Here is an 18,585-nt window from a genome sequence, read left to right on the forward strand (position 1 = left end):
GGTAATGTGGGTAATATGCTAATGTGCCAATGCAGATAGCATATCGGATGAAGTGCACACTCCTTTTTTCTCAGCCAATTAGCACATTAGCATATTGGCACATTAATTCATTAAATTAGTATGACGATAAGGTTAAACAAAGTAACAAGAGATTTAAATGTAGGGATTACGACGGCTGTCGAGTTCCTGCAAAAGAAGGGATTTACCGTTGAGGCAAATCCGAACACAAAAATTACGGATGAACAGTTCGAACTGCTCAAAAAGGAGTTTAGTACAGATAAGGACCTTAAGATAAAGTCGGAGCGTTTCAGCCAGGAACGTCAGAGCAAGGACCGCAACAAGGCGTCCGTGTCTATTGACGGCTATAGGGAAACGCAGGAGAAAGCGAAGCCCGAGGAGATTAAGACGGTTGTTCCGGAAGACGCACGTCCGAAGTTCAAGCCGGTAGGCAAGATTGATTTGGACAAACTGAACCGTAGACCTGCTCCTGCTCAGGAAAAAGAGAAAGAAGCGGAAAAAGCGGTAGAGGAGAAGAAGGTGGAGGAACCGGCAGTTGTAGAAACGCCGAAACCGGAACCTGCTCCTGCTCCCCAACCGGAACCACAGTCGCAACCGGAGGTACAGCCGGCATCTGAGCCCGAGCCGCAGCCCGTTTCGGAACCGCAGCCACAACCCGTTGTCAAGGAAGAGCCTGCTCCGGTTGTAGAGGCTCAACAAGAATCTAAAAAGGAAGAAATGATAGAAGCGCCTGCTCCCGCACCGGCAGCTGAAGAAGCACCGGTTGAAAAAGAGGGGAAAGAAGAAGGAGAAGAAATCTTCAAGATACATCAGCCTGAGTTTGTTTCGAAGATTAATGTTATCGGACAGATAGACTTGGCGGCCCTGAACCAATCCACACGCCCAAAGAAGAAATCGAAAGAGGAGAAACGCAAGGAGCGTGAAGAGAAGGAAAAGATTCGCCAGGATCAGAAGAAGCAGATGAAGGAAGCTATCATCAAGGAAATCCGCCGTGATGACAGCAAGTTGAAGGATACCGCTGCCGGCGATGCCAACGGCAAGAAGAAACGTGTCCGTATCAATAAGGAGAAAGTGGACATCAACAATGCTTCCAACTTCCAGCGTGGTGGCAACGACCGTGGACACGCAGGTGCCCAGCAAGGTCAGGGTGCCCGCCCGCAAGGTGGAAACCAGCCTGGTGGAAACAATGCCAATAATAACCGCAACCGCAATAAGGACCGCTTCAAGAAGCCGGTCATCAAGCAGGAGGTTAGCGAGGAAGATGTAGCAAAGCAGGTAAAGGAAACTTTGGCACGCCTCACTTCCAAAGGAAAGAACAAAGGTGCCAAGTATCGTAAGGAAAAACGTGACATGGCTTCCAGCCGTATGCAGGAATTGGAAGACATGGAAATGGCAGAAAGCAAGGTACTGAAGATTACGGAATTCGTGACGGCCAACGAGTTGGCAAGCATGATGGATGTTTCTGTTACTCAGGTCATCGCCACTTGTATGAGCATTGGTATGATGGTATCCATCAACCAGCGTCTGGATGCCGAGACCATCAACTTGGTGGCTGAGGAATTCGGCTTCAAGACAGAATATGTAAGCGCAGAAGTGGCGCAGGCCATCGTAGAGGAAGAGGATGATGAGGAAGATTTGGAACCTCGCGCTCCGATTGTAACGGTGATGGGTCACGTAGACCACGGTAAGACTTCATTGCTCGACTATATCCGTAAGGCGAATGTGATTGCCGGTGAAGCGGGTGGTATCACACAGCACATCGGTGCCTACCACGTGTCGCTGGACGACGGACGTAAGATTACATTCCTCGATACTCCGGGCCACGAGGCGTTTACCGCCATGCGTGCCCGTGGTGCCAAAGCTACGGATATTGCCATCATCATTGTGGCTGCTGACGACAACGTGATGCCGCAGACAAAGGAAGCCATCAACCATGCCATGGCTGCGGGTGTTCCTATTGTATTTGCAATCAATAAGATTGATAAACCGACTGCCAACCCCGACAAGATTAAGGAAGAGCTGGCTGCCATGAACTTCTTGGTGGAAGAGTGGGGCGGTAAGTATCAGTCGCAAGATATCTCTGCCAAAAAGGGTATCGGTGTACCCGAGTTGATGGAGAAAGTGCTGCTCGAAGCAGAAATGCTGGAGCTGAAAGCAAACCCGAACCGCCGTGCTACCGGTTCCATTATCGAGTCCTCATTGGATAAGGGTCGTGGCTATGTGGCTACGGTACTCGTTTCCAACGGTACCTTGAAAATGGGCGACATCGTGCTGGCGGGTACCAGCTACGGTAAGGTGAAGGCTATGTTCAATGAGCGTAACCAACGCATGCAGGAGGCTGGTCCTTCTACACCTGCCCTGATATTGGGCTTGAACGGTGCACCTGCTGCTGGCGACACGTTCCACGTAATCGAAACGGAGCAGGAAGCACGCGAGATTGCCAACAAACGCGAACAGTTGCAGCGTGAACAAGGTTTGCGTACGCAGAAGATGCTGACGCTCGACGAAGTGGGCCGCCGTCTGGCGCTGGGTGACTTCCATGAGCTGAACGTGATTGTGAAGGGTGACGTGGACGGTTCTGTGGAAGCGTTGAGCGACTCTTTAATCAAGCTGTCTACGGAGCAGGTGCAGGTAAACGTAATCCACAAGGGTGTCGGTCAGATTTCCGAATCGGATGTCTCGCTGGCTGCCGCTTCGGATGCGATTATCGTCGGTTTCCAGGTACGTCCTTCGGGTGCTGCCGCCAAGATGGCAGAGCAGGAGGGTGTGGATATCCGCAAGTACTCCGTCATCTACGATGCCATCGAAGAGGTGAAGGCTGCCATGGAAGGTATGCTGGCACCGACATTGAAGGAGCAGATAACGGCAACCATCGAGGTGCGCGAAGTGTTCAACATCACGAAGGTGGGACTGGTGGCAGGTGCCATGGTCAAGACCGGAAAGGTGAAACGCAGCGACAAGGCCCGTTTGATACGCGACGGTATCGTAATCTTTACGGGTGCCATCAATGCCCTGAAGCGCTTCAAGGACGACGTGAAGGAGGTAGGTACCAATTTCGAGTGCGGTATCAGCCTGACAAACTGCAACGACATCAAGGTGGGCGATATTATCGAATCTTACGAAGAAATAGAAGTGAAGCAAACATTATAATTGAATAATGTGCAAATATGCTAATGTGCCAATTGGCTGCGCGTACAGAAAATGCCGCAGGGCAATTGGCACATTTTGCATATTAGTTATTTGCTCATTGACCCATTAGCATATTGGCACATTAGCATATTGTCACATTGGTACATTAATTTTATGGCAATTATAGATATCATCATATTGGCTGCTTTCGGCTTGGGCGCAATCATCGGCTTCATGAAAGGTTTCGTGAAGCAATTGGCCTCTCTGCTGGGGCTGATTGTCGGTCTGCTGGCGGCAAGGGCTTTGTATGCCTCGTTGGCAGTGAAGCTGTGCCCCACGTTGACAGACTCTATGACAGTGGCGCAAGTACTGGCATTTGTCCTCATCTGGCTGGCTGTTCCTTTGCTCTTCTCCCTGGTGGCTTCTCTGCTGACCCGGGCAATGGAGGCCGTCTCGCTGGGCTGGCTCAATCATTGGTTGGGGGCTGGTCTAGGGGCTTTGAAGTACCTCCTGCTGACGAGCCTGCTGATTGGTGTCATCGAATTTATAGACGGAGACAATACGCTGATTAGCAAAACAAAAAAGAAAGAATCAGTGTTATATTATCCTATGGAAGAGTTTGCCGGGATATTCTTTCCCGCGGCAAAGGCGGTTACGGAGCAGATTGTAAACGGAGACTTTGACTGATACCGTGAACCGTGATTTTGTAATTCATAATTTGTAATTATAGAAGTGATGCAACAAGAAGAACCCAATAAATATGTAAAGGAACTCACTCAGGAGAAGTATAAGTACGGTTTCACGACCGACGTGCATACAGACATCATTGAGCGCGGGCTGAATGAAGATGTAGTGCGGCTTATCTCTGAGAAGAAGGGAGAACCGGAATGGTTGCTGGAGTTCCGCCTGAAGGCATATCGCCACTGGCTGACATTGGAGATGCCTACATGGGCACATCTCCGCATTCCCGAAATAGATTATCAGGCCATATCCTACTATGCCGACCCTACGAAGAAGAAGGAAGGACCGAAAAGTATGGATGAGGTGGACCCTGAGTTGATAAAGACTTTCAATAAGCTGGGCATTCCGCTGGAAGAGCAGATGGCGTTAAGCGGTATGGCTGTGGATGCCGTTATGGACTCGGTGTCTGTAAAGACTACCTTCAAGGAGACGCTGATGGAGAAAGGAATCATCTTCTGCTCATTCAGCGAGGCTGTACGCGAGCATCCCGACTTGGTACAGAAATATCTCGGTTCGGTGGTGCCTTATCGTGACAACTTCTTTGCGGCACTGAACTCGGCGGTGTTCTCCGACGGTTCTTTTGTCTATATCCCGAAGGGGGTACGCTGTCCGATGGAGTTGTCCACCTATTTCCGCATCAATGCCCGCAATACGGGGCAGTTCGAAAGAACCTTGATTGTGGCGGATGATGATTCGTACGTTTCTTATCTGGAAGGGTGTACGGCTCCGATGCGTGACGAGAACCAGTTGCACGCGGCCATTGTGGAAATTGTGGTGCACGACCGTGCAGAAGTGAAATACAGCACCGTGCAGAACTGGTATCCCGGTGATGCCGAGGGCCGGGGTGGTGTCTATAACTTTGTGACGAAGCGTGGCCATTGTAAAGGGGTGGACAGTAAACTGTCTTGGACACAAGTGGAAACAGGTTCGGCCATTACCTGGAAGTATCCGTCTTGCATCCTTTCCGGCGACAATTCGACAGCGGAGTTCTATAGTGTGGCAGTAACCAATAACCATCAGCAGGCAGACACGGGAACAAAGATGATTCATCTGGGCAAGAATACCCGGAGCACCATTGTGAGCAAAGGCATTTCTGCCGGAAAGAGCGAAAACTCTTACCGCGGCTTGGTGCGCGTGGCACAGAAAGCGGACAATGCTCGTAATTACAGCCAGTGCGACTCCTTGCTACTTGGTGACAAATGCGGCGCGCATACTTTCCCCTACATGGATATTCACAATGAAACGGCCATCGTGGAGCATGAGGCCACTACCAGCAAAATCAGTGAGGACCAGATATTCTACTGCAATCAGCGCGGTATTTCTACGGAAGATGCCGTGGGGCTGATTGTGAACGGTTATGCCAAAGAAGTTTTGAATAAACTTCCGATGGAGTTTGCCGTAGAAGCGCAGAAATTGCTTGCCATTTCGCTGGAAGGAAGCGTGGGGTGATTTATAAATAGTAAATTGTAAATAGTCAAATAGTAAATATAAAGATGTTAGAGATAAAAGACCTGCATGCCAGCATCAATGGCAAAGAAATATTGAAAGGCATCAACTTGACCATACGTGATGGAGAAGTACATGCACTGATGGGACAGAACGGTGCTGGTAAAAGTACGTTGAGTAATGTGTTGGTTGGCCATCCTGCTTACGAAGTGACGCGCGGCTCAATTACCTTTAATGGCAAGGACTTGCTTGCCATGAGTCCTGAGGACCGTGCACATGAAGGAATCTTTCTTTCTTTCCAGGCTCCGGTAGAGATTCCGGGCGTGTCGATGGTGAACTTCATGCGTGCGGCTGTGAATGAGCAACGCAAGTACCGCCATCTGCCTGCTTTGTCGGCCAGTGAGTTCCTGAAGCTGATGCGCGAGAAGCGTGCCATTGTGGAGTTGGACAACAAGCTGGCCAACCGTAGCGTGAACGAAGGTTTCAGCGGCGGTGAAAAGAAGCGTAACGAGATATTCCAGATGGCGATGTTGGAACCGACTTTTGCTATTTTGGACGAGACGGATTCCGGATTGGATGTGGATGCTTTGCGTATTGTGGCCGACGGTTTCAACAAACTCAAGACTGCGGAAACCAGTGCTATGGTCATTACCCACTACCAGCGGTTGTTGGACTATATCAAACCCGATACGGTACATGTACTGCTGGGTGGACGTATCGTAAAGACCGGTGGACCGGAATTGGCGAAGGAGATTGAAACACGTGGCTTCGATTGGATAAGGAAAGAAGCAGGTGAATTATAAACTCATAATCTGAAAACATGAGTGTAGAGCAACAATACATAGACCTTTTCTCCCAAACGGAGGCGATGATATGCCGGCATAGTGCCGAGGTGCTGAATGCGCCGCGTGCCGTTGCTTTTGCTGACTTTGAGCGCTTGGGCTTTCCCACCCGTAAGGAGGAGAAATACAAATATACGGATATCAGCAAGTTCTTTGAGCCGGATTATGGCTTGAACTTGAACCGGTTGGAAATTCCGGTGAACCCTTATGAAGTGTTCAAGTGCGATGTTCCCAATATGAGCACTGCTCTTTATTTTGTGGTGAACGATGCTTTTTATGGCAGGGCTTTGCCCAAGTCCCATCTGCCTGAAGGGGTTATCTTCGACAGCCTGAAGGAGGTGGCCGGGAAACATCCCGATTTGGTGAAGAAATATTATGGCAAGTTGGCTGATACGGCAGAGGATGGGGTGACGGCGTTCAACACCGCTTTTGCACAAGACGGCGTTCTGTTTTATGTTCCTAAGAACGTGGTGGTAGAGAAACCTATTCAGCTGGTGAATATCCTGCGTGGTGACGTCAATTTTATGGTGAACCGCCGTGTGCTGATTATTCTGGAGGAGGGTGCACAAGCCCGCTTGTTGGTGTGTGATCATGCGATGGACGGCGTGAACTTCCTGGCAACGCAGGTGATAGAAATCTTTGCCGGTGAGAATGCCATTTTCGATTTTTATGAACTCGAAGAGACACACACCAGTACGGTACGTATCAGCAATATGTATGTAAAGCAGGAAGCCAATAGTAATGTATTGCTGAATGGTATGACCTTGCACAACGGAACTACACGGAATACAACCCGTGTGACGCTTGTCGGTGAACATGCGGAGCTGAATCTGTGCGGTATGGCCATTGCAGACAAGAATCAGCATGTGGACAATCATACGACAATCGACCATGCCGTGCCCAACTGTACCAGCAATGAGCTTTATAAGTATGTCCTTGACGAGCAGGCTGTAGGTGCCTTTGCCGGTCTGGTTTTAGTGCGCCCTGACGCACAGCACACCAGTTCGCAACAGACCAACCGCAATCTTTGTGCCACCCGAGATGCACATATGTACACCCAGCCTCAGCTGGAGATTTATGCAGATGACGTGAAGTGCAGTCACGGCGCTACGGTGGGGCAGCTCGATGAAAGCGCTCTCTTCTATATGCGGCAGCGTGGTATCCCGGTGCGCGAGGCGCGCCTGTTGCTGATGTTCGCTTTTGTCAACGAAGTTATCGACACCATCCGTTTGGATGCTTTGAAAGACCGTCTGCATCTGCTGGTAGAGAAGCGTTTCCGGGGGGAACTGAACAAATGCCAGGGGTGCGCCATCTGCAAGTGATAGCTTATAATTTCGATTCATTATGAACAACGATATAAATAAGAGTAGTATCTTGGCTCCCCTCCCTATGGGAGAGGGGCTGGGGGAGAGGCTTCGAGCTGATTTCCCTATCCTTTCCCGTGAGGTATATGGCAAGCCGTTGGTCTATCTGGACAACGGCGCGACTACGCAGAAACCTCGCCAGGTAGTAAATGCCATTACGGACGAATATTATTCGGTGAATGCCAATGTGCATCGCGGAGTGCACTTCCTGTCGCAGCAGGCTACAGAGCTGCACGAGGCCTCGCGTGAGACGGTGAGACGTTTCATCAATGCTCGCAGCACGAATGAGATTGTCTTCACCCGTGGTACGACGGAGAGTATCAACCTGCTTGTCTCCAGCTTTGGTGAGGAATTTATGCAGGAGGGGGATGAGGTGATTCTTTCTGTGATGGAACACCATAGCAACATTGTTCCCTGGCAGCTGCTTGCCGCCAAGCGTGGAATTACCATCAAGGTGATTCCGATGAATGACAAGGGCGAACTCTTATTGGACGAATATAGGCAGTTGTTCTCCGAACGTACCAGGATTGTCAGTGTGGCGCATGTTTCCAATGTGCTGGGTACGGTCAATCCCGTCAAGGAGATGATTGCTTTTGCCCATGAGCAGGGTGTTCCGGTGCTTGTGGACGGTGCCCAGTCCATTCCCCACATGCCGGTAGATGTGCAGGATCTGGATGCCGATTTCTTCGTTTTCTCTGCGCACAAGGTGTATGGTCCTACGGGGGTAGGGGTGCTTTATGGTAAAGAGGAGTGGCTGGATAGAATACCTCCCTATCAGGGCGGTGGAGAGATGATTCAGCATGTATCTTTTGAAAAGACTACCTTCAATGAATTGCCCTTCAAGTTTGAAGCCGGTACGCCGGATTATATCGGTACTACCGGACTTGCCAAAGCTTTGGACTACGTTTCGCTGGTTGGGATGGACAAGATTGCCGCCTATGAACACGAATTGACCCAGTATGCCATGCAACGGCTGAAAGAGATTCCCGGTATGCGTATCTTCGGCGAGGCAGAAGACAAGGGTAGTGTCATATCGTTTCTGGTAGGTGATATCCATCATTTTGATATGGGTACATTGCTCGACCGTCTTGGCATTGCCGTACGCACGGGACATCACTGTGCCCAACCATTGATGCAGCGTCTTGGCATCGAAGGAACAGTGCGTGCATCTTTCGGGCTTTACAATACCCGGGAGGAGATAGATGTGCTGGTGGCAGGTATAGTTCGTGTCAGCCGGATGTTCTGACCAAAGCAAAGCTTTGCAACCTTTCTTTCATTCCTTGCGTCTAATATGTCAACAACTAAAAAAATGAATTATGTTAGTAACAACAACCCCGACTATTGAGGGTGGACGTATCACCCGCTATTATGGCATCGTTTCCGGTGAAACGATTATCGGTGCCAATGTATTCCGCGATTTCTTTGCCAGCATCCGCGACGTGGTGGGTGGGCGAAGTGGCTCTTATGAAGAAGTGCTGCGCGAAGCTAAAGATATAGCCTTGCGCGAGATGCAAGAACATGCCCGTGCTATGGGTGCCAATGCCGTGATTGGTGTAGACTTGGACTATGAAACGGTAGGAGGCAGTGGCAGCATGTTGATGGTTACGGCATGCGGTACGGCTGTAACGGTGGAATAAGTTCGCTCTACTATATTACAACATAGGAAGATATAAGAAATGGCAACCCTGTGAATGGTTGCCATTTTCTTTATAAGGAGTATCTTTTATCGGTTATTTGTACCAATCCTTATAATCTGTTCCATTGGAATTGACCCAATCCATAAAATGTTCAAAGCTCTTGTCTATCGGGTGGGTTTCAGGAGTATTGAAGTTTGTGGCTCCACTTAGATGAATGGCAAAAGGATAGTTGCCATTGGCTACATAATAGCTTGTCGGTACAGAGGACAAATCCTCTTCGGTATGGAATAGAGCCATGTCTGCCTTTTCAGTAGGAGGATAGTTGACCAAATGCACTTCGATGCGTGATTCTTTCAATTCGTCATGTACCATGATGAATGGATTATAAGGGGGAATTCCAAGCGTTTCGTGTGATAGTGGAGTCTTGAAGGTGTTCTTTATCTTATATGTAGCGGTTTTTGTATTTCTCTCTGTTACATCGAGCGCACTTAGAAATACATTGACGGTAGCTTTGGAAAGGTCTGTATCCAGTCCTTGTCCGTTGAAAGTTGTGGGGGCTTCCAATATTTCAGTTGACATATTGCTGCGTTCTGTATTCAGTTGGTAAGCGAAACCATTTTTGAAAGTGGCACCGGACCAAAGCAACTCATAGGTGTCTTCTGTAGAAAGGGCCTGATTGGCATCATTGAAGTTCAATACGGACTGGTATTTTACAATAACATCATTCAAGTCATAGTCACCCTTTCTGGGCCAATTATCTTCGAAAGCGATGATTCCTTTGTATTCCAGACTGTATTTCTTATCCTCGTTGCCACCGTCAGGTTTGATATCAGGAATATCCGGATTGATGATGGCTTCGATGGGGTTGGACCATACGTTGAATTGTATATCATTATAGTCTTGGTCTGTCCAATCTTCAAAGGACAATACGACAAAATCATCGATGCGGAATGCGGCTGTATGTGTACGGCCGTCCCCATTCAGCTTTGTAGTAGAGTAGAAAGGCTTATTGTTTCCGCCATAGAAGCTGTCATTCAATAGGAACCATCCGATTTTTACTCCATTGGGAAATACGGTGCCTTGGTCCACTCCGTCGGGGTCTATGTAATGAAGCTTTACACTTTCACCGCCTTGTAGTCCGGAAGCCTTTTTATTATAATAATTATCCATCAGAGTGTTTGGAAAAACAATGCATTTGGGGGCTTTTTTAATTTCACTTAAAGATGCGTCTGCCCTATAGCAATAATAGCCAAAGGCGCTCGCTGCACCGCTGGTTCCTCCAATTATCCGGATGGATACTTCCGCATTGCGCCCTTCCGGATCATTGATTTCAAAATCTATGGCTTGTCGGTATTGCTTAGGGCATGTGCCTCCTTCCTTCAAGGTCGTATTGATGATTGTCAATACATCACCGGGAATTGTGATTTTGTTGTCTGTGTCTAAATAATGAGGATATCCTTTGGAGCTCCATGTTCCTAATACATGGTATCCTTTGGGTGCCTGCCATCCCTCCGCCCGTGTTTGCGGATTATCATCGGTGGAATCCCATTTGATGTCGGCAGTAATGGCATCTCCTGCAATAACTGTTTTGAAGAGGGTGGGGACCCCTATATAAGAAGTATAGATATATGCTTCGTCCCCATGGTCCGAATTGATGATTTCCTTGCCGCTATATGCACCGTTACCGTCTGTCATGCGTCTGATGACCGGTTCCAGGTCTGTGCGTTTTATAATCTGGCCATCTTTGTCAATCGTGAACGGGTCTTCAAGATAGATTTCAAAAAGTACTTTATAGCCTTCGGGGACATCATACTTTACGTTTACTTGGATGGAAGATGTCGTAGAAAAATCAAAAGAGTTGTGAGTCTTCTCATCGTCTTTTCCATTATCGGGATTGTAGACGTCATGTTCGCATCCTATGGATAGGAATGCCAGCATAATGCTGCATAATGTCAAAGCCAGCATCTTGCATGTCAGGTTAGAATAGATTGGTTTCATAATGCCTTTGTTTTTAGCTTGTTTACTTGTTGCAAAGGTACTATAAAAGTTGTAATATATATCTATATGTGCTCTGTTCTTCTCATTAAATACAAAAAATAGGTAAAAAAGGGTACTGCTTGTTGTTTTATTCGCCAGTATAAATACATGCTTGCTTGGATTTCTTTTCTTTTTCATTTGCTTATTTCGTTTCAAATCAATATTTTTAGGCTTTCGTTCAACCTTTTAATACGAATAAATGCTATGGACCAAATCCTATTCTGGCTGGTTCCAGCCGCTTCTATTATGGCACTTTGTTTTGCCTGGTATTTCCATCGTCAGATGATGAAAGAGAGTGAGGGTACGCCTCAGATGATTAAGATTGCCGCTGCTGTGCGCAAAGGTGCTATGTCTTACCTTCGCCAACAATACAAGATTGTGGGCTGGGTATTTCTGGGGCTGGTTATCCTTTTCTCCATTATGGCATACGGTTTCGGAGTGCAGAACTCCTGGGTGCCGATTGCTTTCCTTACCGGAGGATTCTTTTCCGGACTTTCCGGCTTTTTGGGTATGAAGACGGCCACCTACGCATCGGCTCGCACTGCCAATGCGGCACGCACATCGCTGAATGCCGGACTACGCGTGGCTTTCCGTAGCGGTGCGGTGATGGGACTGGTAGTGGTTGGCCTTGGCTTGCTTGATATATCTTTCTGGTATCTGTTGCTGAATGCTGTAATTCCGGAAGATGTAATGACTCCCACCCATAAACTCTGCATCATTACCACTACCATGCTGACTTTCGGTATGGGCGCTTCCACGCAGGCATTGTTTGCACGCGTAGGTGGCGGTATCTATACAAAAGCTGCCGATGTAGGTGCCGACCTTGTGGGAAAGGTGGAAGCCGGTATTCCCGAAGACGACCCGCGTAATCCTGCCACGATTGCGGATAATGTAGGCGACAATGTAGGCGACGTGGCAGGTATGGGGGCTGATTTGTACGAAAGTTATTGCGGTTCTATCCTTGCTACGGCTGCCCTCGGTGCTGCGGCTTTTATCCACTCGGGTGATACGCTGATGCAGTTCAAGGCCGTAATCGCCCCGATGCTGATTGCAGCCGTCGGAATATTGCTTTCCATTATCGGTATCTTCTCCGTGCGTACCAAAGAGAATGCGAAGATGAAGGACTTGCTGAACTCACTGGCTTTCGGTACTAATCTCAGCTCTATTTTGATAGTTGTCGCCACTTTCTTTATCCTGTGGCTGCTGAAGTTGGACAACTGGCTGTGGATTTCCTGCTCCGTGATAGTGGGTTTGATAGTAGGTATCATCATCGGGCGGTCTACGGAGTACTATACTTCCCAATCCTACCGTCCTACCCAAAAGCTGAGTGAAAGCGGAAAGACCGGTCCGGCGACAGTCATAATTTCCGGTATAGGCTTGGGAATGCTTTCTACGGCTATTCCGGTGATTGCCGTGGTGATAGGTATCATTGCTTCTTATCTCTTTGCTTCGGGCTTCGACTTCTCTAATGTGGGTCTGGGGCTCTATGGTATTGGCATTGCCGCAGTAGGTATGCTTTCTACATTGGGCATCACGCTTGCTACAGATGCTTACGGACCGATAGCTGACAACGCGGGTGGCAATGCGGAAATGTCCGGTCTGGGTGAAGAGGTGCGTAAGCGTACCGATGCGCTTGACTCCTTGGGCAATACTACAGCCGCTACGGGCAAAGGCTTTGCCATCGGTTCCGCCGCTTTGACGGGATTGGCTTTGCTGGCCTCTTATGTCGAGGAAATCCGTATCGGGCTGACCCGCCTCGGGACTACCGAACTGTCGCTTCCTCATGGCGATGCCGTGGCTCTTCAAGATGCCACTTTCTTCGACTTTATGCATCACTACGATGTGACGCTGATGAATCCGAAAGTTCTTTCCGGTATGTTTCTGGGCTCGATGATGGCATTTCTTTTCTGTGGATTGACGATGAATGCGGTAGGGCGTGCAGCGGCCCATATGGTAGACGAAGTGCGCCGCCAGTTCCGCGAAATCAAGGGAATCCTTACGGGAGAAACGGAGCCTGATTATGAGCGTTGTGTGGCAATCTCGACGAAAGGGGCGCAACGCGAGATGGTGATTCCGTCACTGATAGCTATCATTGCTCCGATTGCGACGGGACTTATTTTCGGTGTTCCCGGTGTGCTCGGCCTGCTGATTGGCGGATTGAGCAGTGGTTTCGTGCTTGCCATCTTCATGGCAAATGCCGGTGGTGCATGGGATAATGCCAAAAAGTATGTGGAAGAAGGCAACTTTGGCGGCAAAGGCAGTGAAGTCCACAAGGCTACAGTCGTGGGTGACACCGTAGGAGACCCGTTCAAGGACACATCCGGTCCGAGCTTGAATATCCTAATCAAGCTGATGAGCATGGTAGCCATTGTGATGGCAGGGCTTACGGTTGCGTGGAGTCTGTTCTAGAAAGAGTTTTTCCCCGTATCCCACCAAAGGCGGGTGGCGCCGTTATCTGCGCCACCCAGTTTTTCCGTGAGGGTGGCGTATTGTGCCGGGTCGGCAGTGGCAGCGTCCGTCGAGAACGGAAGGCGGCGGATCATGATATCCGTATCAATCACTTTTCCGGTGTTGTTTTGGACCTTGAAAAGTTTGGGGTATCCGGTACGGCGTTGCTCAGCCCATGCCTCATAACTTTCGGGCCAGCATGCCAGCCACTTCTGGGTAATAATCTTTTCGAGTTTCGTCTCTATGTCTGCATCTTCTTCCCATTTGGGGGATATGGTAATCAAGGCTTTCATGTCCTTGCCTACCTTGCCGCCCGAGACTACATCTTTATAATCGGCAGGGGTTTTGTCGCTTTCCAGATATTCGGAGGCACCAGCACAGTCCCACTGTGTAAATGAAGTACTTACCCCGTATTCATAGCATGTGCGGGGATTCTCTTTGGTATAGCCACGGAGGGCTGCTTCGGCCCTGAGCAGCCAGACTTCTGCCGCACTCATCAATACGGCTCCGGTCTTTTCGCCGATGGTACTTGTGTTGAGGGAAGAGCAAAAACTGTAAATGTTGGCGTCACCGTCTTTCATGGGTAACCCGATGGGAATGCCTAACAACTGTTTTTGATAACCTTCGAGAAGGGCGGTGTTATACCATTTCTTGCCACGCGGGTCCTCATAACCGTTGACAATGGATTCCATCGAGGCATTCATGTAGACTTCACCCCAACCGGCAACGGCACACAAAGGATTGATATAGTTCTTGCCCATTACAGCGATGGTTTCCCTTGCACCTTCCAGTACACCTTGATTGTCATTCAGTGCTTTGGTTGCTTGGTCTTTGGCAAGTGTTGCATCTACATTGGAGATGCGCATGGCAAGGCGCAAACGTAGTGAGTTGGCAAACTTTAACCACTCCTTCAAGGTCTTGCCGTTGGTCAGCATATCATACTCTTTGAATTTGTTGTTGTCACCGCCCTCGTCCAGGTATTCCCTTATCAATTGCTGCCCTTCGTCCAGGTCTGCAAAGAAGCGTGTATAGGCTTCTTGCTGTCCGTAAACCCGGGGTGTCTCACCCAGTTGATGGTAGACCAGCGGACCGTATGTATCGGCAATGCGGTGCATCAGTTCCACTTTCAAAATTTCGGTAATGCCGAGGTAGCCTTTCAAGTTGTCATTGCCATAAAAGTTCTTTTCTGCCTTCTGCACCTCCGTGTAGACATATCCGTAAGTACATTGCCATGCGGCATTGGTCCAGCCTGAGTTCAGGTTGTAGCAGGCGTTGGATTTCATGAATTTAGGAATAGGGTCCATGAAGTAGCCGGAGAACATGTCATGGTTCAGGGATTGTGTCATCTGCCATACCCAATTTAAGCCAACAGAACCTATATTGAAGTAGATACCCGACTGTATGGGTTCGAATGGAGCAGTTAGGTTCTGGAAATCTATTTCCTTTTTGTCGTCCGAGAAACCTCCCTTGATTTCGTTGTCGTTCTCAAAACCGCCGGTGCAAGCTGCAAGCAGCAATATGCTATGGCAGAAAAGGAATATGATGCACTTGTTTTTCATAAGGTATTCATTTTAAAAGGTTAATCTTAGGTTAAAGCCGATATTCCGGGTAGTAGGCATGCCAAACACGTCTACTCCTTGATTGTTGTTGCCTACGGACATTACTGCATCGGGGTCGAACGGTGCTTCCTTCTTTAAGAAACACAAGTTGCGCGCTGCCAATGATACGTCGATTCCCTTTATGAATCTACTGTTTTCCAGTATCGTTTTCGGGAAAGAATAGCTCAGTGATACTTCACGGAGTCTGATGCAGGTTGCGTCGTACATATAATATTCGGAGATGGCATTTCTGCCGCCTACTGCGCTGTAAAATGCTCTCGGGTCGTTGAACTTCTGTCCCTGGTATTCTACATATCCCCGGGTGCGGGCATCTTCGGTGACTTTGGTCACGCCGTTGGCATCCAACTCAGACTGTGTCAGTGACATGACTTCGCCGCCAAAGCGGAAATCTATCAGGAAATAGAGCTCCAGGTTCTTGTAGGTAAGTGTGTTGCTCCATCCCATGGTGAAGTCTGGATTGGCATTCCCAAGCAAATCCTTGTTTCCGGTATTTCCTAAAGGCCTTTTGCTGGTTTCATCAACCATGATGCTGCCATCCTCGTTACGGCGGAAAGCATTTCCATAAATATCCCCCAGGCTGCCTCCTTCTTTGACGCGCATCTGATAGCCTGCGTTGAAACCTTCTTCGTAGTAGGAAAATTCTGGATAGTCAGGATGCAGGGTCACTACTTTGTTCTTGTTGGCGGACATGTTGATGAGACTCTTCCACGAAAAGTTTCTGTATAGTAGCGGAGTGGCGTCTACCGTCAGCTCAAAACCCTGGTTACGTATTTTTCCGGCATTGACATACCGGTATTTATAGGTGGAGCCCGTAGGATTGTCCATTCTCAACAACTGGTTCTTGGTATTGGTCTGATACCAAGTGAAGTCTATCCCGAAGCGGTGATGGAAGAAGCGCCATTCTGTACCGAATTCGATGGAGCTGCTGATTTCCGGTTTTAGGTCACCGCGCTGTTCTACGGTATTTACATTGATACTGCCGCCTACCATGATGATGTCTACCGGATTGGTGATTCCTATCGGGAGGTCATTACCGACTTCCGCCCATGAAGCGCGCACTTTTGCAAAACTTATCCATTTGGGCAGGGAGCAGGTTTTGTTAAGAATCCAGGTAGCTCCTATGGAGGGATAGAAGAATCCGGTATTCTTGCTGTCTGTGTGGGCTAATGTGGATGACCAGTCGTTACGTGCGGTAATGTCCAAGTATAGTAGTCCTTTCCAGCCCCACTGCATGGTGGCAAATACTGATTGGAGCGTGCGTTTGCTGTCGATGCTCTGATTTACGGCTGCTTTGGAGTCCATCACTACATTGGGGACGGTAAATACATTCGGTTTGTAGAGGGAAGCAAGCCTTGAGTCTATCGTCAGTGAATTGACTTTACTCATGTTGATGCTGGCTCCCAGTGCCGTATTGAGGGAAAAGTCATCAAATTCCTTGTTGAACAAGACCATTGCGTCACCGTAGACTTGGATTTCCTGGCTGTCCGACCAGATGTAACGTCCGTTTTCCTTGTCCTCGTATTTGCCGGCGATGTTGGGAGCTGTAGTGGCATACATCTTATTGTCGAATTTATCACTGATATAATCCACATTACCCCGTACCTGCAGGCTGAAGTAGTCCGTAATGTGCAGATTGGCTCTGGCCGATGCCACAGCGCGATAACGCTTGTAGCCACTGAGCACGCGGTTTTTCAGCCAGTAGGGATTCTGTCCCCATTCACTGACGGTACCATCTCCATTCTTTTCAATCCAGTTTTGTGTCATCATATTGCGGTCGGCATTCCACGTTTCAAAGTTTTCTCTGTAAGTGCTCATGTCTACGCCACGTGGGAAACTGTACAAGCTGACCAGCGGATTCAGATAATAGCCGCCGGTAGCAGGGGAGTTCTTGACGGTTTGGGTCATTAGTGTTGCAATGCCGTCCAGTTTCAGCTTGTTGTTGAAGAGGCTGGCCGTTTCGTGTAGGTTCAGGTTATTCTTCTGTAGTTTGTTATTGTCCACAATTCCTTTAGCCGTGGTGTTGGCGTATGAGAAATAAGTTTGTACCTTTTCATTTCCGGTAGTGATAGCCAGCGAATTGAAAGTGGTGATGCCATTGCTGAAGAACTCGCCTATGTTGTCATAGTCCGTTACATTGCCTTTTGTACCCCAGCTTGCCGTACCGCCATCTTCGTTCCGGCCGTATGTATTTTGGAATTCGGGGGTACTGATGGCGTGACTTACGGTCAGGTTGGAGGAGAATGTAACGCGCTGCAGTCCGGCCTTTCCCTTTTTAGTGGTGATCAGAATGACGCCATTAGCTGCCTGCGAACCATAAAGCGCGGCGGCAGAAGAACCTTTCAGGATGTTGATGCTTTCTATGTCGTCCGGATTCAAGTTGGAAATCCCGTCACCGGCATCACGGTTCAATCCATCGTAGTTACCGCCGATTACGGTGGAGGTGGATTCTGTTGAGCTGTTCAGCATAGGAACACCGTCAATTACGTACAAGGGCTGGTTGTTGCCGCTGGCAAATGCAGAGCGTGCACCGCGAATGACGACTTTGGCAGAACCTCCTAAATTGGCGGTTTTATTGATTTGTACTCCGGCCGTCTTTCCTGCCAGTGTATTAATCATGTTCGGCTCTTTGGCACGGGTCAGCTCATTGCTGCTTATCTGTTGGGTAGAATAGGTCAATGAGGACATTTTCTTCTGGATACCCATGGCGGTTACCACTACTTGCTCCAGGGCGAGGTTCTTTTCTTCCATCCGGATGTGGAGATTATTTCTACCGTTCAGGGCAATGGTTTGCGGCTCATAACTGATGTAGGATACGACAATAGTGGCATAAGGAGGGATATTCATACTAAATTCTCCTTCGGTATTGGTGATAACACCATTGGCGGTCCCTTTTTCAAGAATGTTGGCACCGATAATCGGTTCGCCTTTGGAGTCCGTCACCTTTCCTCTTACAGTAGCCATTTCCTGCAGAGTGTCTGTCTTATCCTCAGCACTCCTGCTGTTTTTGGTTAAAACGATGTTTTTGCCTTCCATCACATACTTGATGTCTGTCCCTTTGAACATTTGGTCAAGTACTTCGGAAACAGTTTGGTTGCTTGCATTGATGTCGACGGTACGGCGTACATCGACGTTCTGTTTGTTATATACAAATAAGTATTCTGTTTGCGATTCAATTTGCTCGAGAACTTGCCCTACCCTCAGCCGGGCATTTTGAATGCTGACCCTGGCATTCTGAGAGTAGCAGTTCCCGCTGTACACCTGAAATATAACAAGCAGGAGAAGGAATAATGTGATTTTCATAGGT

Annotated in this window: 11 protein-coding genes; 8 read left to right on the forward strand and 3 right to left on the reverse strand. The window is 48.6% G+C overall.

Features of this window, described 5'->3' with window-relative positions:
- The first annotated feature begins 120 nt into the window (after positions 1-120).
- From infB to DWX62_RS04615, 7 genes are all read left to right on the forward strand, one after another.
- Positions 121-3,168 (forward strand): translation initiation factor IF-2, encoded by a 3,048-nt coding sequence (infB, locus tag DWX62_RS04585; RefSeq protein WP_057281899.1) that lies wholly within the window; start codon positions 121-123, stop codon positions 3,166-3,168.
- A 153-nt stretch (positions 3,169-3,321) separates the two neighbouring features.
- Complete coding sequence (locus tag DWX62_RS04590; protein WP_055288449.1) at positions 3,322-3,834, forward strand: CvpA family protein; 513 nt, start codon at positions 3,322-3,324, stop codon at positions 3,832-3,834.
- Positions 3,835-3,882: 48 nt separating this feature from the next.
- Positions 3,883-5,337 carry a Fe-S cluster assembly protein SufB gene (sufB, locus tag DWX62_RS04595; protein WP_005824359.1) on the forward strand — a complete coding sequence of 485 codons (1,455 nt, stop codon included), beginning with the start codon at positions 3,883-3,885 and terminating at the stop codon, positions 5,335-5,337.
- 44 nt (positions 5,338-5,381) lie between these two features.
- Positions 5,382-6,137, forward strand: coding sequence for a Fe-S cluster assembly ATPase SufC (gene sufC, locus DWX62_RS04600; RefSeq protein ID WP_005824362.1), 756 nt, complete (start codon positions 5,382-5,384; stop codon positions 6,135-6,137).
- 17 nt (positions 6,138-6,154) lie between these two features.
- Complete coding sequence (gene sufD / locus DWX62_RS04605) at positions 6,155-7,498, forward strand: Fe-S cluster assembly protein SufD (protein ID WP_120172614.1); 1,344 nt, start codon at positions 6,155-6,157, stop codon at positions 7,496-7,498.
- Positions 7,499-7,565: 67 nt separating this feature from the next.
- The gene (locus DWX62_RS04610) at positions 7,566-8,786 is read left to right on the forward strand and encodes a cysteine desulfurase (RefSeq protein WP_050756854.1); all 1,221 of its coding nucleotides are present in this window, start codon (positions 7,566-7,568) and stop codon (positions 8,784-8,786) included.
- A gap of 70 nt (positions 8,787-8,856) precedes the next feature.
- Positions 8,857-9,177, forward strand: a complete 321-nt coding sequence (locus DWX62_RS04615; RefSeq protein ID WP_005824368.1) for a heavy metal-binding domain-containing protein — start codon at positions 8,857-8,859, stop codon at positions 9,175-9,177.
- A 93-nt stretch (positions 9,178-9,270) separates the two neighbouring features.
- On the opposite strand, the gene DWX62_RS04620 is transcribed toward DWX62_RS04615, so the two are convergent.
- Complete coding sequence (locus DWX62_RS04620; protein ID WP_120172615.1) at positions 9,271-11,352, reverse strand: LruC domain-containing protein; 2,082 nt, start codon at positions 11,350-11,352, stop codon at positions 9,271-9,273.
- Between the two features lie 66 nt (positions 11,353-11,418).
- Between DWX62_RS04620 and DWX62_RS04625 the strand changes: the two genes are divergently transcribed.
- Positions 11,419-13,623, forward strand: a complete 2,205-nt coding sequence (locus DWX62_RS04625; protein WP_009037367.1) for a sodium-translocating pyrophosphatase — start codon at positions 11,419-11,421, stop codon at positions 13,621-13,623.
- Here the strand turns inward: DWX62_RS04625 and DWX62_RS04630 are convergent.
- Both DWX62_RS04630 and DWX62_RS04635 read right to left on the reverse strand, forming a co-directional pair.
- A complete protein-coding gene (locus tag DWX62_RS04630) occupies positions 13,620-15,221 on the reverse strand; it encodes a SusD/RagB family nutrient-binding outer membrane lipoprotein (RefSeq protein WP_005824376.1) in 1,602 nt (533 codons plus the stop codon). The genes DWX62_RS04625 and DWX62_RS04630 overlap by 4 nt on opposite strands.
- Before the next feature lie 12 nt (positions 15,222-15,233).
- Positions 15,234-18,581 carry a SusC/RagA family TonB-linked outer membrane protein gene (locus DWX62_RS04635; protein WP_117680859.1) on the reverse strand — a complete coding sequence of 1,116 codons (3,348 nt, stop codon included), beginning with the start codon at positions 18,579-18,581 and terminating at the stop codon, positions 15,234-15,236.
- Positions 18,582-18,585: the final 4 nt, after the last annotated feature.

The sequence above is a fragment of the Bacteroides sp. AF20-13LB genome, assembly GCF_003603065.1.
GTDB classification, from domain to species: domain Bacteria; phylum Bacteroidota; class Bacteroidia; order Bacteroidales; family Bacteroidaceae; genus Bacteroides; species Bacteroides uniformis.